Annotated in this window: 17 protein-coding genes; 13 read left to right on the forward strand and 4 right to left on the reverse strand. The window is 70.0% G+C overall.

Features of this window, described 5'->3' with window-relative positions; genetic code table 11:
- Nucleotides 1-48: 48 nt before the first annotated feature.
- From hemL to rfbA, 10 genes are all read left to right on the forward strand, one after another.
- The gene (gene hemL, locus CFREN_RS01305; RefSeq protein WP_371327326.1) at nt 49-1,380 is read left to right on the forward strand and encodes a glutamate-1-semialdehyde 2,1-aminomutase; all 1,332 of its coding nucleotides are present in this window, start codon (nt 49-51) and stop codon (nt 1,378-1,380) included.
- A 20-nt stretch (nt 1,381-1,400) separates the two neighbouring features.
- The gene (locus CFREN_RS01310) at nt 1,401-2,021 is read left to right on the forward strand and encodes a histidine phosphatase family protein (RefSeq protein WP_070521008.1); all 621 of its coding nucleotides are present in this window, start codon (nt 1,401-1,403) and stop codon (nt 2,019-2,021) included.
- 91 nt (nt 2,022-2,112) lie between these two features.
- On the forward strand, nt 2,113-2,727 hold the full coding sequence (locus tag CFREN_RS01315) for a TlpA disulfide reductase family protein (protein ID WP_070520860.1): 615 nt from the start codon (nt 2,113-2,115) through the stop codon (nt 2,725-2,727).
- Nucleotides 2,728-3,495, forward strand: coding sequence for a cytochrome c biogenesis CcdA family protein (locus CFREN_RS01320; protein WP_035120029.1), 768 nt, complete (start codon nt 2,728-2,730; stop codon nt 3,493-3,495).
- Between the two features lie 73 nt (nt 3,496-3,568).
- Nucleotides 3,569-5,179 (forward strand): cytochrome c biogenesis protein ResB, encoded by a 1,611-nt coding sequence (locus tag CFREN_RS01325; RefSeq protein WP_209654820.1) that lies wholly within the window; start codon nt 3,569-3,571, stop codon nt 5,177-5,179.
- A gap of 188 nt (nt 5,180-5,367) precedes the next feature.
- The gene (ccsB, locus tag CFREN_RS01330) at nt 5,368-6,411 is read left to right on the forward strand and encodes a c-type cytochrome biogenesis protein CcsB (protein ID WP_209654266.1); all 1,044 of its coding nucleotides are present in this window, start codon (nt 5,368-5,370) and stop codon (nt 6,409-6,411) included.
- Nucleotides 6,411-6,791: a hypothetical protein gene (locus tag CFREN_RS01335; protein WP_070520851.1), complete on the forward strand. Its 381-nt coding sequence runs from the start codon at nt 6,411-6,413 to the stop codon at nt 6,789-6,791. The genes ccsB and CFREN_RS01335 overlap by 1 nt, the downstream gene beginning before the upstream one ends.
- 20 nt (nt 6,792-6,811) lie before the next feature.
- Complete coding sequence (locus tag CFREN_RS01340; protein WP_209654264.1) at nt 6,812-7,879, forward strand: dTDP-glucose 4,6-dehydratase; 1,068 nt, start codon at nt 6,812-6,814, stop codon at nt 7,877-7,879.
- 27 nt (nt 7,880-7,906) lie between these two features.
- Complete coding sequence (locus tag CFREN_RS01345; protein WP_209654262.1) at nt 7,907-8,635, forward strand: dTDP-4-dehydrorhamnose 3,5-epimerase family protein; 729 nt, start codon at nt 7,907-7,909, stop codon at nt 8,633-8,635.
- A gap of 7 nt (nt 8,636-8,642) precedes the next feature.
- Complete coding sequence (gene rfbA, locus CFREN_RS01350) at nt 8,643-9,518, forward strand: glucose-1-phosphate thymidylyltransferase RfbA (protein ID WP_070520846.1); 876 nt, start codon at nt 8,643-8,645, stop codon at nt 9,516-9,518.
- A 445-nt stretch (nt 9,519-9,963) separates the two neighbouring features.
- Here the strand turns inward: rfbA and CFREN_RS01355 are convergent, their stop codons facing one another.
- On the reverse strand, nt 9,964-10,407 hold the full coding sequence (locus CFREN_RS01355; RefSeq protein WP_224371160.1) for a hypothetical protein: 444 nt from the start codon (nt 10,405-10,407) through the stop codon (nt 9,964-9,966).
- Between the two features lie 43 nt (nt 10,408-10,450).
- Here CFREN_RS01355 and CFREN_RS01360 point away from each other — a divergent pair, with 43 nt between their 5' ends.
- On the forward strand, nt 10,451-10,861 hold the full coding sequence (locus CFREN_RS01360; RefSeq protein WP_209654260.1) for a DUF4229 domain-containing protein: 411 nt from the start codon (nt 10,451-10,453) through the stop codon (nt 10,859-10,861).
- 80 nt (nt 10,862-10,941) lie between these two features.
- On the opposite strand, the gene CFREN_RS01365 is transcribed toward CFREN_RS01360, so the two are convergent.
- Together CFREN_RS01365 and CFREN_RS01370 are read right to left on the reverse strand one after the other, a co-directional pair.
- On the reverse strand, nt 10,942-11,847 hold the full coding sequence (locus tag CFREN_RS01365; RefSeq protein ID WP_070520838.1) for a 1,4-dihydroxy-2-naphthoate polyprenyltransferase: 906 nt from the start codon (nt 11,845-11,847) through the stop codon (nt 10,942-10,944).
- Nucleotides 11,844-13,199: an AMP-binding protein gene (locus CFREN_RS01370; protein WP_246580160.1), complete on the reverse strand. Its 1,356-nt coding sequence runs from the start codon at nt 13,197-13,199 to the stop codon at nt 11,844-11,846. The genes CFREN_RS01365 and CFREN_RS01370 overlap by 4 nt, the downstream gene beginning before the upstream one ends.
- Before the next feature lie 255 nt (nt 13,200-13,454).
- Here CFREN_RS01370 and CFREN_RS01375 point away from each other — a divergent pair, with 255 nt between their 5' ends.
- Entirely contained in the window at nt 13,455-14,327 is an 873-nt protein-coding gene (locus tag CFREN_RS01375) for a S1 family peptidase (protein WP_070520832.1), read from the forward strand.
- A gap of 177 nt (nt 14,328-14,504) precedes the next feature.
- Here CFREN_RS01375 and CFREN_RS01380 read toward each other — a convergent pair whose 3' ends face one another.
- Entirely contained in the window at nt 14,505-15,467 is a 963-nt protein-coding gene (locus CFREN_RS01380) for a 1,4-dihydroxy-2-naphthoyl-CoA synthase (RefSeq protein ID WP_070520830.1), read from the reverse strand.
- Nucleotides 15,468-15,505: 38 nt separating this feature from the next.
- On the opposite strand from CFREN_RS01380, the gene CFREN_RS01385 reads away from it, so the two are divergent.
- Entirely contained in the window at nt 15,506-16,627 is a 1,122-nt protein-coding gene (locus CFREN_RS01385; RefSeq protein ID WP_209654257.1) for an o-succinylbenzoate synthase, read from the forward strand.
- The last annotated feature ends 105 nt before the right edge of the window (nt 16,628-16,732 follow it).

Consider the following 16,732-nt stretch of genomic DNA (forward strand, 5'->3'; position numbering starts at 1 on the left):
CGGGGCGGGTGCGCCCGATGCGCGGGCGTTTTCCCTACGATGGGCGGCGTGACTACACCCCAGCGGACCTCAAATCAGCAGACGGACAAATCCGCGCGGCTCTTCGCCGACGCACGTGCGGTGACCCCGGGCGGAGTGAATTCCCCCGTGCGCGCATTCGGCTCGGTGGGCGGCACGCCCCGCTTCATCGAGTCGGCGCAGGGGTCGCGTCTTCGGGACGTCGACGGCAACGAATACGTTGACCTCGTGTGCTCCTGGGGCCCCATGCTCATGGGTCACGCCCACCCGGCCGTCGTCGAGGCCGTCCGCGAGGCCGCCGGCCGCGGCCTGTCCTTCGGCGCCCCCACCGCGGGCGAGGCCGAGTTGGCGCAGGAGATCATCGACCGCACCTCCGTGGAGGAGGTCCGCCTGGTCAACTCCGGCACCGAGGCCACCATGTCGGCGGTGCGCCTGGCCCGCGGCTTCACCGGCCGCAGCAAGGTCGTGAAGTTCGACGGCTGCTACCACGGCCACGTCGACGCGCTGCTGGCCTCGGCCGGGTCGGGCGTCGCCACCTTCGGCCTGCCGGATTCCCCGGGCGTCACCGGCGCCTCGGCCGCCGACACCATCGTCGTGCCCTACAACGACGTCGACGCCGTGCGCCGCGCCTTCGCCGAGAACCCGGGCGAGATCGCCTGCATCATCTCCGAGGCCGCCGCCGGCAACATGGGCACCGTCGCGCCGGGCGAGGGCTTCAACGCCGAGCTCAAGCGCATCGCCAACGACGACGGCGCCCTGCTGATCCTCGACGAGGTCATGACGGGCTTCCGCACCTCCGCCAAGGGCTGGTACGGCATCGACGGCGTCGCCGGCGACCTGACCACGTTCGGCAAGGTCGTCTCCGGCGGTCTGCCCGCCGCGGCGTTCGGCGGCCGCCGCGACATCATGGAGCACCTCGCCCCGCAGGGCCCCGTGTACCAGGCAGGCACGCTGTCGGGTAACCCCGTCTCCGTCGCCGCCGGTCTGGCCAGCCTCCGGGCCGCCGACGATGCGGTGTACGCGGCCGTCGCCGCCAACGCCGACCGCATGGCGGGCATCCTGTCGGACGCGCTGACCGCCGAGGGCGTCGCCCACAACATCCAGCGCGCCGCCACGTTCTTCTCCCCGCGTTTCGCGGAAGGGGAGGGCCGCAACTTCGCCGACATGAAGGCCGCGGACACGTTCCGGTACCCGGCGTTCTTCCACGCGCTGCTGGAAAACGGCGTCTACGCCCCGCCGAGCTGCTTCGAGACGTGGTTCGTCTCCTCCGCCCTCACCGACGACGACTTCGAGATCATCGAGTCGGCCGCGCGCGTGGCCGCCGAGGCCGCAGCTGCGGCGACCCCGGAGGCCGGCAAGTGACCGGGTCGGGCACCGGGCGCATGCCCGTCCATTCGCCGCGCACGATCGTCCACCTGGTGCGTCATGGCGAGGTGCACAATCCGTCGCAGATCCTCTACGGCCGACTTCCGGGTTACCGCCTGTCGGACCGGGGTCGCGCGATGGCGGAGGCGACGGCGGAGTCCTTCGCCGGCCACGACGTCGCCTACGTCGCGTGTTCGCCGCTGCAGCGCACCCGCGAGACGTGTGAGCCGGTGACGCGCGTGACGGGCCTGGAGCCGGTCATCGACGCCGACGTGCTGGAGGCGGGCAACACCTTCGAGGGGCTGCACGTCCGCGGTTGGGATTCCGATCTGTGGAACCCGCGCTATTGGCCGCGTCTGCTGCGTCCGAGCGTGCCCAGCTGGGGCGAGCCGTACGAGGAGATCGCCGACCGCATGTACCGTGCCATCGACCGCGCCCGCGAGGCCGCGGAGGGCCGGGAGGCGATCATCGTCACGCACCAGCTGTGCGTCGTCGCCGCCGCGCGTCGCGCCCGTGGCCTGCGGCTGGCCCACAACCCGGCGAACCGCCAGTGCGATCTGTCGTCGGTGACGTCGCTGGTCTACCTCGGCGACACCATCGTCGACGTTCGCTACTCGGAGCCGGCGGGCCACCTCTGACTGACGGCGGCCCCAACAGTGATTCGGTGTCGCGGCGCCGTTATCGTTACATTGCAGTGGACCCCGATCTTCGAAACGGACGGCACCCGACATGCGCCCCCTTTTCCGCACCATCGCCGCCGTGGCGGGCATTGGCCTGGCCATGACGCTGACGGCGTGTTCCGACGACACCGTCGGCCATGATGCCGTGGCCATCGGCGGCACCTTCGAGTTCGTCTCGCCCGGCGGGCAGACGGTCATCGAATACGCCCCGGAGGACCGTGCCCCGGTCGCCGACGTGTACGGGAAGTCCCTCATGGAGGACGACGCGGAGATCCACCTGTCGGATTTCGAGGGTGAGATCGTCGTCCTCAACGCATGGGGCCAGTGGTGCGCGCCGTGCCGTTCCGAGTCGGATGACCTGCAGATCGTCCACGAGAAGATGCAGGACGCCGGCCTGGGCACGATCCTGGGCATCAACGTCCGGGACCACGTCATTTCCGCTCCCCGCGACTTCGTGGAGGACAACGGCCTGACCTACCCGTCGATCTACGACCCGCCGTTCGTCAACGCCGCCGCTCTCGGCGGCATCCCCGCGTCGGTGATTCCGACGACGATCATCCTGGACCGCGAACACCGCCCGGCGATGGTCTTCCTGAAGGAAATCGACGAGTCGGAGTTGTGGGAGGCCGTCGAGAAGGTCGCCGCCGAGGATGGGGCGGCCTAAATGCTCCTCGCCTCCGGAGTCGGCGACGCGTTCGCGGACGCCGCGGCCCAGGGCCCGATCGTCCTGGCCGTGCTGGCTGCGGCCGCCGCGGGTCTGGTGTCCTTCGCCAGCCCGTGCGTGATTCCGCTGGTGCCCGGATACGTGTCGTACCTGACGGGCATTTCGGGTGCCGCCGGCAAGAGCCGTGCCCGGGTGGGCCTGGCGGCGCTGTTGTTCGTCGCCGGTTTCACCGTGATCTTCGTGCTCGGTTCGGCGTCGGTGTTCGGCCTGGTGTCCACGTTGCGCGTGGGGGCCCGGACGCTGACGGTCATCGGCGGCGTGGTCACCATCATCATGGGCCTGGTGTTCATGGGCATGGTGCCGGCGTTGCAGCGCGACACGCGCATGGCGCCGAAGCGGTGGACGACGTGGCTGGGCGCCCCGATGCTCGGCGCGGTGTTCGCGCTGGGGTGGACGCCGTGCCTGGGGCCGACGCTGACGGCCATCATTTCGGTGTCCGCGGGCACCGAGGGGCTGACCGCAGCGCGCGGCGTGGGGCTGATCGTGGCGTATTGCCTGGGCCTGGGCCTGCCGTTCATCCTCGTCGCGCTGGGCTCGGCCCGGGCGATGAAGGGCGTGGAGTGGCTGCGTCGCAATTCCCGCAGGATCCAGATCGCCGGCGGGGTGATGCTCGTTCTGGTGGGCATCGCGTTGGTGACGGGGATCTGGGACATGTTCGTCAATTGGATTCAGGTGGCGTTCATCACCGACACGGTGACGCCGATTTAAGGAGATGGCAGCAGGGATGGCGACAACCACGCAGGGGCAGGGTCGCGCGCGGGGAACCGTCGGCGCCAGGGCGATGCGTCCGGTGCGGGCGGCGTGGCGTTGGCTGACCAGCATGCGCACCGCGCTGATCCTGTTGTTCCTGCTCGCCTTCGCGGCCATTCCGGGCGCGTTGCTGCCGCAGCGTCAGCTGTCGCAGGAGAAGGTCGAGGAGTACCTGGCCAACAACGGCAAGATGGCGGAGATTTTCGACAAGCTGCAGCTTTTCGACGTTTTCTCCTCCTTCTGGTTCACCGCCATTTACGTGCTGCTGTTCGCGTCGTTGGTGGGGTGCATCATCCCGCGTTCCTGGGAGCACTGGCAGGCGATGCGCACGCCGCCGACGCGGGCGCCGAAGAATCTGGCCCGGTTGCCCATGAACGACGTGGGCGACGTCGACAAGCCCCTGCACGAGGTGAAGGCGGACGTCGCCGCGCGCCTGAAGCGGTGGCACGTGACGGAGACCCCGGCAGACGAGGACCGTGCGGGCGCGACGTCGTTTTCCGCCGAGCGCGGGTACCTGCGCGAGTTCGGCAACCTGGTGTTCCACCTGGGGTTGGTCGCGCTGCTGGTCACCATCGCCGCGGGCAAGATGCTGTACTACGAGGGCCAGGTCATCCTGGTCACGGACACCGGCACGGAGATCCAGGACGAGGCCGTCCAGGGTGCGGTGAGCAACCCGTTCTGCAACACGGCCCCGGCGAACTTCGACTCGCTGCGTTCGGGCAACACGTTCGACGGAACGGGCCTGAACCCGTTCTGCGTGCTGGTGGAGGATTTCGTCGCCGACTACCTGCCCAACGGCCAGGCGGAGATGTTCACGTCGAACATCCGCTGGGCCGACGGGGAGCACATGCGCGATCCGGTGGAGACGTGGAACGAGCAGCAGCTGCGGGTCAACCACCCGCTGCGCGTCGACGGCGACCGCGTGTACCTGCAGGGTCATGGTTTCGCGCCGGTGGTCCGCGTGACGTGGCCCAACGGCGAGTCCCGCACGTCGGTGGTGCAGTTCCGCCCGGATGATCCGACGTTCTTCCTGTCGTCGGGCGCCATGCGCTTCGATCCGCCGGCCGGCATGTACCCGGATCTGTACGAGCGCCGTCAGAATCAGATCGCCATCGAGGGTCTGTTCGCCCCGACCGCCGAGTTCACCGGCGACACCGGTCAGTTGCTGACGTCGGTCTACCCGGCGATGAACGACCCGGCCATCGCCGTCGACGTCTACCGCGGCGATGCGGGCCTGGACACCGGTCGCAGCCAGCAGCTGTTTTCGCTGGACCGCGATCTGATGCATTCGGGCCAGTTGGAGAAGATCGACCGCGTGAACCTGAAGGAGGGCGAGGACGTCACCCTCGACGACGGCACGAAGGTGGAGTTCCTCGGCGCCAAGGAGTTCGTCAACCTGCAGGTGTCGCATGACCCGACGCAGGTGTGGGTGCTGTGGTCGTCGATCGTGATGCTCGCCGGTCTGCTGGTGTCGCTGGCGGTGAAGCGCCGCCGCCTGTGGGTGCGCCTGCACCCGGTGTCGGACGGCGTCACCCGCGTGGAGTTCGGCGGTTTGGCCCGCACGGACCGCGCCGGTTGGGGCGACGAGTTCGATTCCTTCGTGCGCGGCGTGCTCGGCCGCCCGGAGCCGGAGGACGAGTAGCCGGTTCGGGCGCGGGCGTCCGGGCGCGGGTGTCCGGGCTCCGCACGGTGACTGCTTGACGACGGTCCGTCGTAAAGTTGGGTGCCCCCGGCCTGCGCAGATGCCCCCGGGGGTTGGGTTTTCGGCCCGATCGGGACTACGGTCATATCCGATCGCACGAACCTCCGGAAAGACAGGAAACGGCCCCGATGCCCGTCAATCAGACCCTGGCGCAGTACTCCGACTGGTCCTACTTCACGGCCTTCGCGCTGTACGCGCTGGCGCTGCTGCTGTTCGTCGCCTACTACGTCCGACGCCTGTCGGCCCTCGAGGCCCGGGCCGAGGCCCGCTCCGAGACGGCCGAGAAGGTCCTCGTCGGATCCGGCGCCGGAGGTGCGACCACCACCGCCGACGCGACCGGCGCCGCGGACTCCGCCGCCGACGGTTACGGCCCCGCCGACAATGACTCGCACGAGGTCGTCGAAAAGTTCCGGAAGGCCGCCTCGATCGGCTCGATGGCAGAGACGGTCCTCTACATCGGCGTCGCCGTGCACCTGGCGTCCGTCGTGCTGCGCGGCCTTTCCGCCGGGCGTTTCCCGTGGGGCAACCTGTACGAGTACATCACGGTGTTCACCCTGTTCGCCATGGTCATCGCGTCGGTGATCCTGCGCCGCAACGAAACCCGCGTCTTCTGGCCCTGGCTGCTCACCCCGGTCGCGGCCCTGATGTTCTACGGCGGCACCTCGCTCTACGCCGAGTCCGCCCCGGTCGTCCCGGCGCTGCAGTCGGTCTGGTTCCCGATCCACGTGTCCACCGTCTCCATCGGCGGCGGCATCTTCCTCGTCTCCGGCATCGCATCGCTGCTGTACCTGTTGCGCATCAAGCAGCCGAAGGGCGCCGAGAAGGGCCGCCTGGGCAAGCTGGCCATGCCGCTGCCGACCGCCAAGACCCTCGACGCCATCGCGTACCGCACCGCCATCTGGGCGTTCCCCCTGTTCGGCCTCGGCGTCGTCTTCGGCGCGATCTGGGCAGAGGTGGCGTGGGGCCGCTTCTGGGGCTGGGACCCGAAGGAGACCGTGTCCTTCGTCACCTGGATCGTCTACGCCGGCTACCTCCACGCCCGCGCGACGTCCGGCTGGCGCAACGCCGCGGCCGCGTGGATCAACATCGTCGGCTTCGCCACCATGGTGTTCAACCTTTTCTTCATCAACATGGTTGTTTCGGGCCTGCACTCCTACGCCGGCCTGAACTGATGCACGCGACGTCGAAGGGCTCCCTGACCCTGGGAGCGTTCCTGTTCCTCATCGGCCTGCTGTTCACCGTGCTCGCCCCCGGCGGGCTCGGCGAGGTGACCATGGTCGCCGGCGTCGCCATGATCCTGGCTGCGTTCGCGCCCCCGGGCGTCATCCGGCGGTTCGGCACGAAGCGGGCGCTGCTCGCCGGGATCGGCCTCATCGTCGTCGGCGCCGTGCTCACCGTCGCCGACTGGTCGGCCCGCACCGCAGGGTGGGTCGAAATCGTCGGCGGCGCGTTCTTCCTGGGCGGCATCCTGGTCATGACGATCTACGCCACCGCGCCGAAAGACTCCACCGGCGCGCCCGCACCGCACCACGACCGGATGGGACGGCCCTGACCGAGGGGTACGGTGGGCGCATGCGCATCCTCGTCACCGGCGGCGCCGGTTTCATCGGCTCGAACTTCGTGTTGCGGACCCTGGCCACCCGCCCGGACGTCGACGTCACCGTCCTCGACTCCTTCACCTACGCCGCCAACCCCGACAGCCTGCGCGAACGCCCCGCAACTCAGGCGTCGGGGGATTCCATGGCCCCCGCGTCCGCGACCTCCGCGACACCGTCGCCCTTCGTGTGCGAGGTGATCGAAGGCGACGTGCGCGACGGGAAACTCGTCGACCGGCTCGTCGCAAAGCACGATGCCGTCGTGCACTTCGCCGCGGAATCGCACAACGACAATTCCCTGCGCGACGCCGACCCGTTCGTCAGCTCCAACGTCGCAGGCACCGTCGCCGTGCTCAAAGCCTGCACGCGCCACGACGTGCGGTTGCACCACATCTCCACCGACGAAGTCTTCGGCGACCTCGCACTCGACGACCCCGCCCGCTTCACCCCGCACACCCCGTACAACCCGTCGAGCCCGTACTCCGCGTCGAAGGCCGCCGCAGACCACTTCGTCCGCGCCTGGGTCCGCAGCTTCGGCCTGGCCGCGACGATCAGCAACTGCTCCAACAACTACGGGCCCCGCCAGCACCCCGAAAAATTCATCCCGCGGCAGATCTGCGGACTGCTGCGCGGCCGGACGCCCCGGCTCTACGGCACCGGCGACAACGTCCGCGACTGGATCCACGTCGACGACCACAACGACGCCGTCTGGGCCATCCTCGACCGAGGCACCGCCGGCGAAACCTACCTCATCGGCGCCGACGGGGAGCGGGCCAACATCGACGTCATCGGCGACGTCCTCGCCGCATTCGGCCGCGACCGCGACGACTTCATCCACGTCACCGACCGGCCCGGCCACGACCGCCGCTACGCCATCGACCCGTCGTCGATGGCCGCGCTGGACTGGGAACCCGCCCACCGCGACTTCGCCGCCGGACTGGCCGCCACCGTCGAGTGGTACCGCGACAACCCCGAATGGTGGGGGAGCGCATACGACGCCGCCGAAGCCGGTTACGCGCGCGTGGAAAAGCAGATCACGCCCTGATCCGGCGCGGGCCCTAGACTCGGGGGCATGACGCAGGGCAACGACGAAACGCACCGCAGGCACTCGACCGCCGACGCGACGGGCGACGCCCGCGCAACCTTCCGGCCCACCGCGATCCCGGGGGTCCACGTCTTCGAGCCGATCATCCACGGCGACGCGCGCGGGTCGTTCCACGAATGGTTCAAGGCCGACGCGTTCATCGACGCCACCGGCCACCCGTTCATCCCGGAACAGGCGAACATGAGCGTCTCCGCCGCCGGAGTCGTCCGCGGCCTGCATTTCGCCGACGTCCCGCCGGGGCAGGCGAAGCTGGTCACCTGCGCCGCCGGCCGGGTGGTCGACGTCATCGTCGACGTCCGCCGCGGGTCCCCGACGTTCGGCGAGCACATCACCGTCGAGCTGGAGCCGGGCACCCGGCGGGTGGTTTACATTCCGGTGGGCGTGGCGCACGGTTTCGTCGCGCTCGACGACGACTCGGTGCTCACCTACCTGACCTCCACCGGATACGACCCCGAGATCGAAAGGGCCGTGTCCATCGCCGATCCGCAATTGGGCGTCGACATCGAGGGAATTCTCGCGGGCGCGGGGGCGGCCGTCGAAAAGCCGATCCTGTCCGACCGCGACGCCGCCGCACCCACCATCGCCGAATTCGAAGCCGCCGGCGGGGCCCTGCCCGACTGGGAAGACTGCCGCGCCATGGAAAACGAACTGCGCGACGAATGGGCCATCGCCAACGAAGACGTCGGGGAGGCGTGACACCGCCATGAAGGGCATCATCCTCGCGGGCGGCACCGGATCGCGGCTGTGGCCCATCACGAAAGCCGTGAGCAAACAGCTCGTGCCCGTCTACGACAAACCGATGATCTACTACCCCCTGTGCACCCTGATGCTGGCCGGGGTGCGGGACATTCTGATCATCACCACGCCCGAGGACGCGCCGCAATTCACGCGCCTGCTCGGCGACGGGTCCGACTTCGGCGTCAACCTGACCTACGCCGAACAGGACGAACCCCGCGGCCTGGCGGAGGCGTTCATCATCGGCGCCGACCACATCGGCGACGAACCCGTGGCGCTGGTGCTCGGCGACAACATCTTCTACGGCGCCGGCCTGGGCACCCAGCTGCGGCGATTCCGCGAGCCCGGGGGAGGGGCGATCTTCGCCTACTGGGTCGCCGACCCCACCGCCTATGGCGTCGTCGACTTCGACGAAACCGGGAAGGCCACCGGGTTGCAGGAAAAGCCCGAGAATCCGCGGTCGAATTTCGCGGTGCCGGGCCTGTACTTCTACGGCCCCGACGTCGTCGACATCGCACGGGGGCTGGAGCCGTCGGCGCGCGGCGAATTGGAGATCACCGACATCAACCGCGCGTACCTCGAGCAGGGCCGACTCACGGTGGAGATCCTGCCGCGCGGCACGGCGTGGCTGGACACCGGGACCGTCGACATGCTCATGGCCGCAGGTGATTTCGTGCGGACCATCGAACAGCGGCAGGGTCTGAAGATCGGCTGCCCCGAGGAGGTCGCCTGGCGGATGGGGTGGCTTTCCGACGACGACCTCGAGCAGCGGGGGCGGGCCCTGGTGAAGTCGGGGTACGGCCAGTATTTGTTGCAGCTGCTCGCGCGCGGCAAAAACGTGTAGCCGGTGGCGGGATGGTTGGCCCGTACGCGACCAGCACGGACCTGACCGGCCCGCACTCGACCTGCGCGGGCTTGGTGTTCTTCGCAGTGGCCCCATCAGTCCCGGGTGCCTCAAATTTCGGGGCGTCGCCCAAAACGACTCATGTGATGTCGGTAAAACCCTAGGTCGGGCGAGAAGGCGGTGAGTCGTTTTGGGCGATTCGTGTGGTTTTACCGCGTAAGGGGCCGGCTGAGGACCGACGGAGGAGGCGGCAGAGAGTCGACGCCTTCGAAAACCGGACCATTCGCGTGGAGTGGAAGGTCAGGGACCGGTTTGGCGCAAAACCGGACCATGCGCCCAGAGTCGAAGGACCGTGATGGGCCAGCGGAGTGTCGGCAAAGACTCGGGGACCTTACAACCGGATCAATCGCCCGGAGTTGAAGGTCAGGAGTGAAGGCCTTGGTCGTCAGGAGTCCGCTTCGTCAGAGGTGGTGCCGTCGTCGGTGGTGTCGTTTCCGTCTGCGCGGGGGCCGTTGGCGCCGGAACCGTCGTCACTGCCGGTGTCGCTGCCTCGTCCGGCGTTGCCCGAGGCCCGGCGACGACGTTCCTCCGCCAGACGCCGCTGCTCACGTTCGGCCTCTTCGGCCCGATCGCGGGCACGCTGTTCGTCGAAACGCTGCTTTTCCAGGCGCCAAAGGAAATCCTCGTCGTCGTCGGGGCCCTTGATGCGCGGCTGCCCCGCCTCCGAGCGCGGGCCCCAACCGATTCCGCCGCGGCGATCACCGCCGAGCGAACCCGGCCCGGCCATGCCGCTGCGGCCCACGCCCTTGCCCCACGTACCGGGCCCGAAAGCGCGCCACACCAGCACGATCACGACGACGATCAGGATCAGAATCAACAAACGGCCCACCTGGCACCTCCTACGTAAACCCAGGATACGTAGAGTGTCATGTGTGAGTGACAATGCGAAGCAGACCCCCGGCGCCGCTGGTGCCCCTGGTGCCGCCGGTGCCGCCGGTGCCGCCGACGCCCCGGCGGCCGGACGTGGGCAGGCTCCCGACGAGAAGGCGCACCGCGCGCAGCGCAACCGGGCGTTCAAGGACGTGTTCTGGTACGGCCTCGCCCGGTTGGTGCTGTTCCTCGTCGTGTTCGCCGTGCTGGTCGGCGTCATCGTGCTGTTCGAGATTCAGATCCCGCTGGCCATCCTCGCCGTCCTGGCGTTGATCGTGGCCATGCCGGCGTCGGTGTTCCTCTTCCCGGCGCTGCGCCTGCGGGCCAACGAAGGCGTGGCGGTGTGGGACGCCAACCGCCGCGCGCACAAGAAGTACGTGCGCGAGCAACTCGCCGAGCGCGAGGCGGAGTAGGCGGAGTAGGCGCAGTAGACGGAGCACATGCCGACGGTGGCCCCGGCCTCCGGCTACGGCAGCCCCCGCCCCGTTCCCGCCTATCCCAGCGCGAGCGCCAGGGCCGTGACCACGGCCCACAGCAGCATGGCCCGGCCCGCCATTCCCAGTACGGGGATGAGGTCCGGGCCCTTCGCGTTTCCGGTGACCGGGCGCGATGCGACGTAGATCAGGGGTGCCGCGACGAGCCCGACGAGCGCCCAGGGGGTGGCGAATGCCAGGGCGACGGTCGCGATCAGCGGCATGGCGGCGAGGGCGACCCATGCCTTGCGGGTGTTGGCGTCGCCGAGGCGCACGGCGAGGGTGACTTTGCCGGCTTCGGTGTCGGAGGGGATGTCGCGGAGGTTGTTGGCCAGGTTCACGGATGCGGAGATCGCGCCGACGGCGATGGCGGCGGTGACGCCGGGCCAGCTGATCCGTCCGGACTGGGTGAATTCGGTGCCGAGCACGGCGACGAGTCCGAAGAACACGAATACGGCGACTTCGCCGAGGCCGCGGTACCCGTAGGGGGTGTCGCCGCCGGTGTAGAACCAGGCTCCGGCGATGCAGGCGACGCCGACGAGGACGAGCCACCAGGCGCTGAGCAGGGCGAGGGCCAGGCCGGCGATGCCGGCGACGCCGAATGCGGCGAAGGCGGCGGTTTTCACGGTTTTCGGGGGGACGAGTCCGGATCCGGTGAGTCGTTGCGGGCCGGAGCGGTCGTCGTCGGTGCCGCGGATGCCGTCGGAGTAGTCGTTGGCGTAGTTGACGCCGACGATCAGCGCCCAGGCGACGATGAGTGCGAGGGCCGCGCGGCCCCACAGGATGTCGGAGTGGTGTGCGGCTGCGCCGACGCCGGCGACGACGGGGGCGAAGGCGTTGGCCCAGGTGTGGGGGCGGGCGCCTTCGAGCCAGTCGGAGAAGGTGGCGGGCCGGTCGGCGGGGGCGGGGGTGGTGCGCGCGGTCATTGGGACATCATCTCCCATCGGGTGGAGAGCTGTTCGGCCAGGTTCGTGCGGTCGAGCTTTCCGCTGGGCAGGGTGGGCAGTTGCTTGACGACGAAGACGGCTCTGGGCACTTGGTGTTTGTCCAGGGCAGGGGCCAGGCGGGTGCGGAGGTTTTCGGAGATGGCGTGGTCGGTGGCGGGGGGTTGGGAGAGGATGTCCCCGGCGAGCGTCACGGCGGCGACGACGGCGTTGCCGAGTTCGGGGTGGGGTACGCCGACGACGGCCGCGTCGGCGATGCCGTCGAGTGCGGTCAGCGCGTCTTCGATGGGGCCGGGCAGGAATTTGAGGCCGCCGGAGACGATGACGTCGTCGATGCGGCCGAGCACCGTGAGCCGGGTCGCCCCGGCCGGGCCGGACCCATCGGGGGAAACCGTGTCGGGGGAACCGATGTCGCGGGAGTCGGTGTCGGGGGAAACCGTGCCGGGGGAACCGGCGTCGGGGGAGGAGGTGATGCGGCCGGCGTCGGAGGTGCGGAAAACGCCGTGGACGTCGTCGGGGCGCTGCGGGGTGCGCGGGGCGGGGGCGGGCCGCAGGTCCGGGGAATCGACGTTGCGGTACCCGCGGGAGACCATCGGGCCGGTGATGACGATGCGGCCGGAGTCTTCTTCGACGGACACTTCCGCGCCGTCGAGGGGCACGCCGTCGTATGCGATGCCGCCGGAGGTTTCGGACGAGCCGTAGCTGGTCACCGCGACGATCCCGGCGGCACGGGCCCGGGCCAGCAGCTCCGGCGCCGTGGCCTGGCCTCCGACCAGCACCCCATCCAGCGTCGCCAGCGCCTCGGTGGCGGCGGGGTCGTCGAGGATCCTCCGCAACTGCAGCGGAACCACCGACGTATAACGGCGACGCCCGGTCATCGCCCCGATGGCGTCGGCCATTGCGCCGGGGCGGAAGCCGTCGTCAAGCCCCATGGCCGCTGGAACCTCGCCGGCCCTGATCGTGCGCAACAGAACCTGCAGCCCCGCGATGTGGGCCGGGGGAGTGGCCAACAACCACTGACCCGGTCCACCCAGACGGGCGTGGGTCGCATCGATCGACGCGCACAGGTTCGCCATGGTGAGCATCGCCCCCTTGGGGGTGCCCGTCGAGCCGGACGTGCAGGCGACGATCACCACGTCGGCGGAGATGGGCTCGCCCGCGGCCTGGGACCGGGCTAGCAGATCCGCCCGGGCCGGATCATCGGCGGGAACCGGCAGCAGGGAGCGCCTCCCGGCCAAGGCATCGGCCAGGGCGGGGACGGCGTCGAGGGCGCGCCGACCCGGCCACATGGGCAACGATTCGAGTCGGTGCGTAACAACTTCCTTGGTGTGCACGATTGTCAGGGTAGGTGTCCGCCCCACCCCCGCGGCGGTCGCCCGCCGGGTGCGGGCCGAGCGTGCGCCCGGGATGAATGGGGTTTCCGCTTTCGGAATCGGTGCGGGACCCTTATGCTCATTGCAGTTTGGATGATTCCGTACCTGGCGTCGGCACCCGTGCCCATGCGGCACCGGTGCGGACGGCACGTCGGCGAAAGCCCCCCATGCGGCCCGACCGGCCGCGACAACCACGAACAACCGAAGGAAACACGCATGCTCCGTCGCGTCACCACGTCCGTCATCGCGGCCGCCGCCCTCGTCGGCGCCGCCGCCGCTCCGGCCAACGCCCTCATCTTCGGCACGAACGAGGGTCCGGAGAACGAGCGTGGCGCGGTCGTCCGCGTGCACATGCTCACCGAGGGCGGCGTCGCCGAGTGCACCGGCACCGCCGTTTCCGAGCAGTGGGTGATCACCGCCCGGCACTGCACCGAGGACCTGGCCACCGATGATCAGGGCCGCATCTCCGGCATGATCACCACCGGCGAGGGCCCCCTGGGCTCCGAGTCCGTGCGCTCCCACCAGGTCAACGCCATCGCCGACGCCTACGACGCCGACAACGTCAACGGCGATGTCGCGCTGATCCACGTCACCGAGCCGATGGACGTCACCCCCGCCGAGATCAACTACGGCGACGTCGTCGGCCAGACCGGCACCGCCTACGGCTGGTCCACCCTGGGCACCGGCGCCACCGGCACCCTGCCGGGCACCGCCATCAACATCGAGGGCAAGGACGTGCACCCGCTGTACGAGCCGAGCCAGGCCTACCTGACCACCTCGAACCGCCCCGCCCAGCTGCAGCAGGGCGACTCCGGCGGACCGCTGTTCGTCGACGGCAAGGTCGCCGGCGTCCTGTCGGTGGGCGTCGGATCCCTGTTCAACCCGGTCGAAATCTCCGCGACCTACATGCACGCCAAGCTGGAGGGCCTGCAGGGTTGGGTCGACGCGACCGTCGCGACCAACCCGGACGCCGAGCCCGGCGAACTGCCCGAGGTTGCCCCCGGCGGCATCGGCCAGCTGATCCCGCAGCTGCCGATCGTGCCCGGCTGGGGCGAGCTCATCGACATCGTCGGCATCGACTGCCTGTAAGTCACAGCCTTCCCGGGCGGAACGGAAAACCCGCCGCAGGCCACGTCATGTGGCCCGCAGCGGGTTTACGCGTTTGCGGGGCGCGCACCGGGCGGCGGGCCGTCGTCACTCGGCAACGGCCCAGCACCCGTCAGCCGGGCGCGGCCCCGTCGGCACCGCCCCGTCAGCAGGGCGCCGTCAGTAGTAGAAGGGGAAGTCGTCCCAATTCGGGTCGCGCTTTTCCAGGAACGCGTTCTTGCCCTCGACGGCCTCGTCGGTCATGTACGCCAGTCGTGTCGCCTCGCCGGCGAAGACCTGCTGGCCCATCAGGCCGTCGTCGGTGAGGTTGAACGCGAACTTCAGCATGCGCTGCGCCGTCGGCGACTTGCCGTTGATCGCCCGGCCCCACTCCACCGCGACGTCCTCCAGGTCGGCGTGGTCGACGACCTCGTTGACCGCGCCCATCCGCTGCATCGTGTCCGCGTCGTAGGGGCGGCCCAGGAAGAAGATCTCCCGCGCGAACTTCTGGCCCACCTGCTTGGCCAGGTACGCCGAGCCGTAGCCGGCGTCGAAGGACCCCACGTCGGCGTCGGTCTGCTTGAAGCGGGCGTGCTCGCGCGACGCCAACGTCAGGTCGGCGACCACGTGCAGCGAGTGGCCGCCGCCGGCCGCCCAGCCGTTGACCACGGCGATGACCACCTTCGGCATCGTGCGGATCAGCCGCTGGACCTCCAGGATGTGCAGCCGGCCGCCCTCGGCCTTCACGCGGGCCTCGTCGACGGAATCGGCGGTGGCGCCGACGACGTCCGAATCGTGCGCCGTGGCGTACTGGTAGCCGGAGCGGCCGCGGATGCGCTGGTCGCCGCCGGAGCAAAACGCCCACCCGCCGTCCTTCGGCGACGGCCCGTTGCCGGTCAGCAGCACCACGCCCACGTCCGGGGTGCGGCGCGCGTGGTCCAGCGCCCGGTACAGCTCGTCGACGGTGTGCGGGCGGAAGGCGTTGCGCACCTCCGGGCGGTCGAAGGCGATGCGGACGATGCCGTTGACGCGGCCCTCGCCGGCGTGGCGGTGGTACGTGATGTCGGTGAGGTCCTCGAATCCGGGCACCGTCTTCCACTCGTCGGGGCGGAAGGGATTGGCGGAAGCGTTCTGGTCGGTCATGGCCCAAGGTTATCGGTTCGGCGTGGCACGATGGGGCCATGTCCCGGCCCGACCCCGCAGAACGTTCCGACTCGCCCGCACCGTCCGACTCGCCCGCGGCACCCGCCGCGCCCGCCGTGCCCGCCGTGCCCGCGTTGGCCGACATGCTCGACCGTGCCCGCGTGGTGGCGTTGCCGCTGCGGACCAGGTTCCGCGGCGTCGACGTGCGCGAGGCGATGCTTTTCGACGCCCCGGGCGGCTGGGTGGAGTGGTCGCCGTTTCCGGAGTACGGCCCGGAGGAGGCGTCGCGGTGGTTGCGGTGCGCGGTGGAGTTGGGGTGGGGTGCGCCGCCGACGCCGGTGGTCGATTCGGTGGAGGTCAACGCCACCATCCCGGCGGTCGACGTGTCGGCCGATGGGGAGGCGGTCGCTCGGCTGCTGGAACGCTACCCGGGATGTGCGACGGTGAAGGTCAAGGTCGCGGAGGCGGGGCAGACGGTGGCCGACGACGTCGCGCGCGTCGATGCGGTGCGCGCGTGGTTTTCCTCTCGGCACGTCGTCCCGAAAGTCCGCGTCGACGCCAACGGGGGATGGACGCCGGCGGAGGCCGTCGACGCCACCGCCGCCCTGACCCGCGGCGGGCCGTTGGATTACGTCGAGCAGCCCTGCCGCACGGTCGGCGAGCTCGCCGAGGTCCGCCGGGAGCTGAGCCGTCGCGGGATCGTCGCGCGGATCGCCGCCGATGAGCTGATCCGCAAGGCCGATGACCCCCTGGCCGTGGTGCGCGCCGGGGCCTGCGACGTCGCCGTGGTCAAGGCCGCGCCGCTCGGCGGGGTGGGGCAGGTCGTCCGCGTCGCCGAGGAAATCGGGCGGCTGGGCGTGCCGGTCACGGTGTCGTCGGCGCTGGAGACCGCCGTCGGCATGGGCGCGGGGTTGCGGGCGGCTGCGGCGTTGCCGGTGCTTTGCGACGCCGACGGAACGCCCGTCCACCCGAATCCCGCGGGGCTGGCCACCGGTTCGCTGTTCGAAGTCGACGTGGCGCGTCGGGACATCGTCGACGGTCGCATCGCCGTGGGGCCGGTCATCCCCGACGCCGCCGTGCTCGACGAGTGCGCCGCGTCGGGAGCACGCCGCGACTGGTGGTTCCGTCGCCTCGAATCCGCGCTGGACGTGCTGCGCTGACGCCGTCGCCGCCCCTCGCGGCGCTCCACTAACCTGGTCACCGTGATGGACGGCAATGGCAATGACGGCAATGCGGCGGCGAACTCCCCGGCGGCTCCCTCCGAG

The organism is Corynebacterium freneyi, assembly GCF_030408835.1.
GTDB classification, from domain to species: Bacteria; Actinomycetota; Actinomycetes; order Mycobacteriales; family Mycobacteriaceae; genus Corynebacterium; species Corynebacterium freneyi.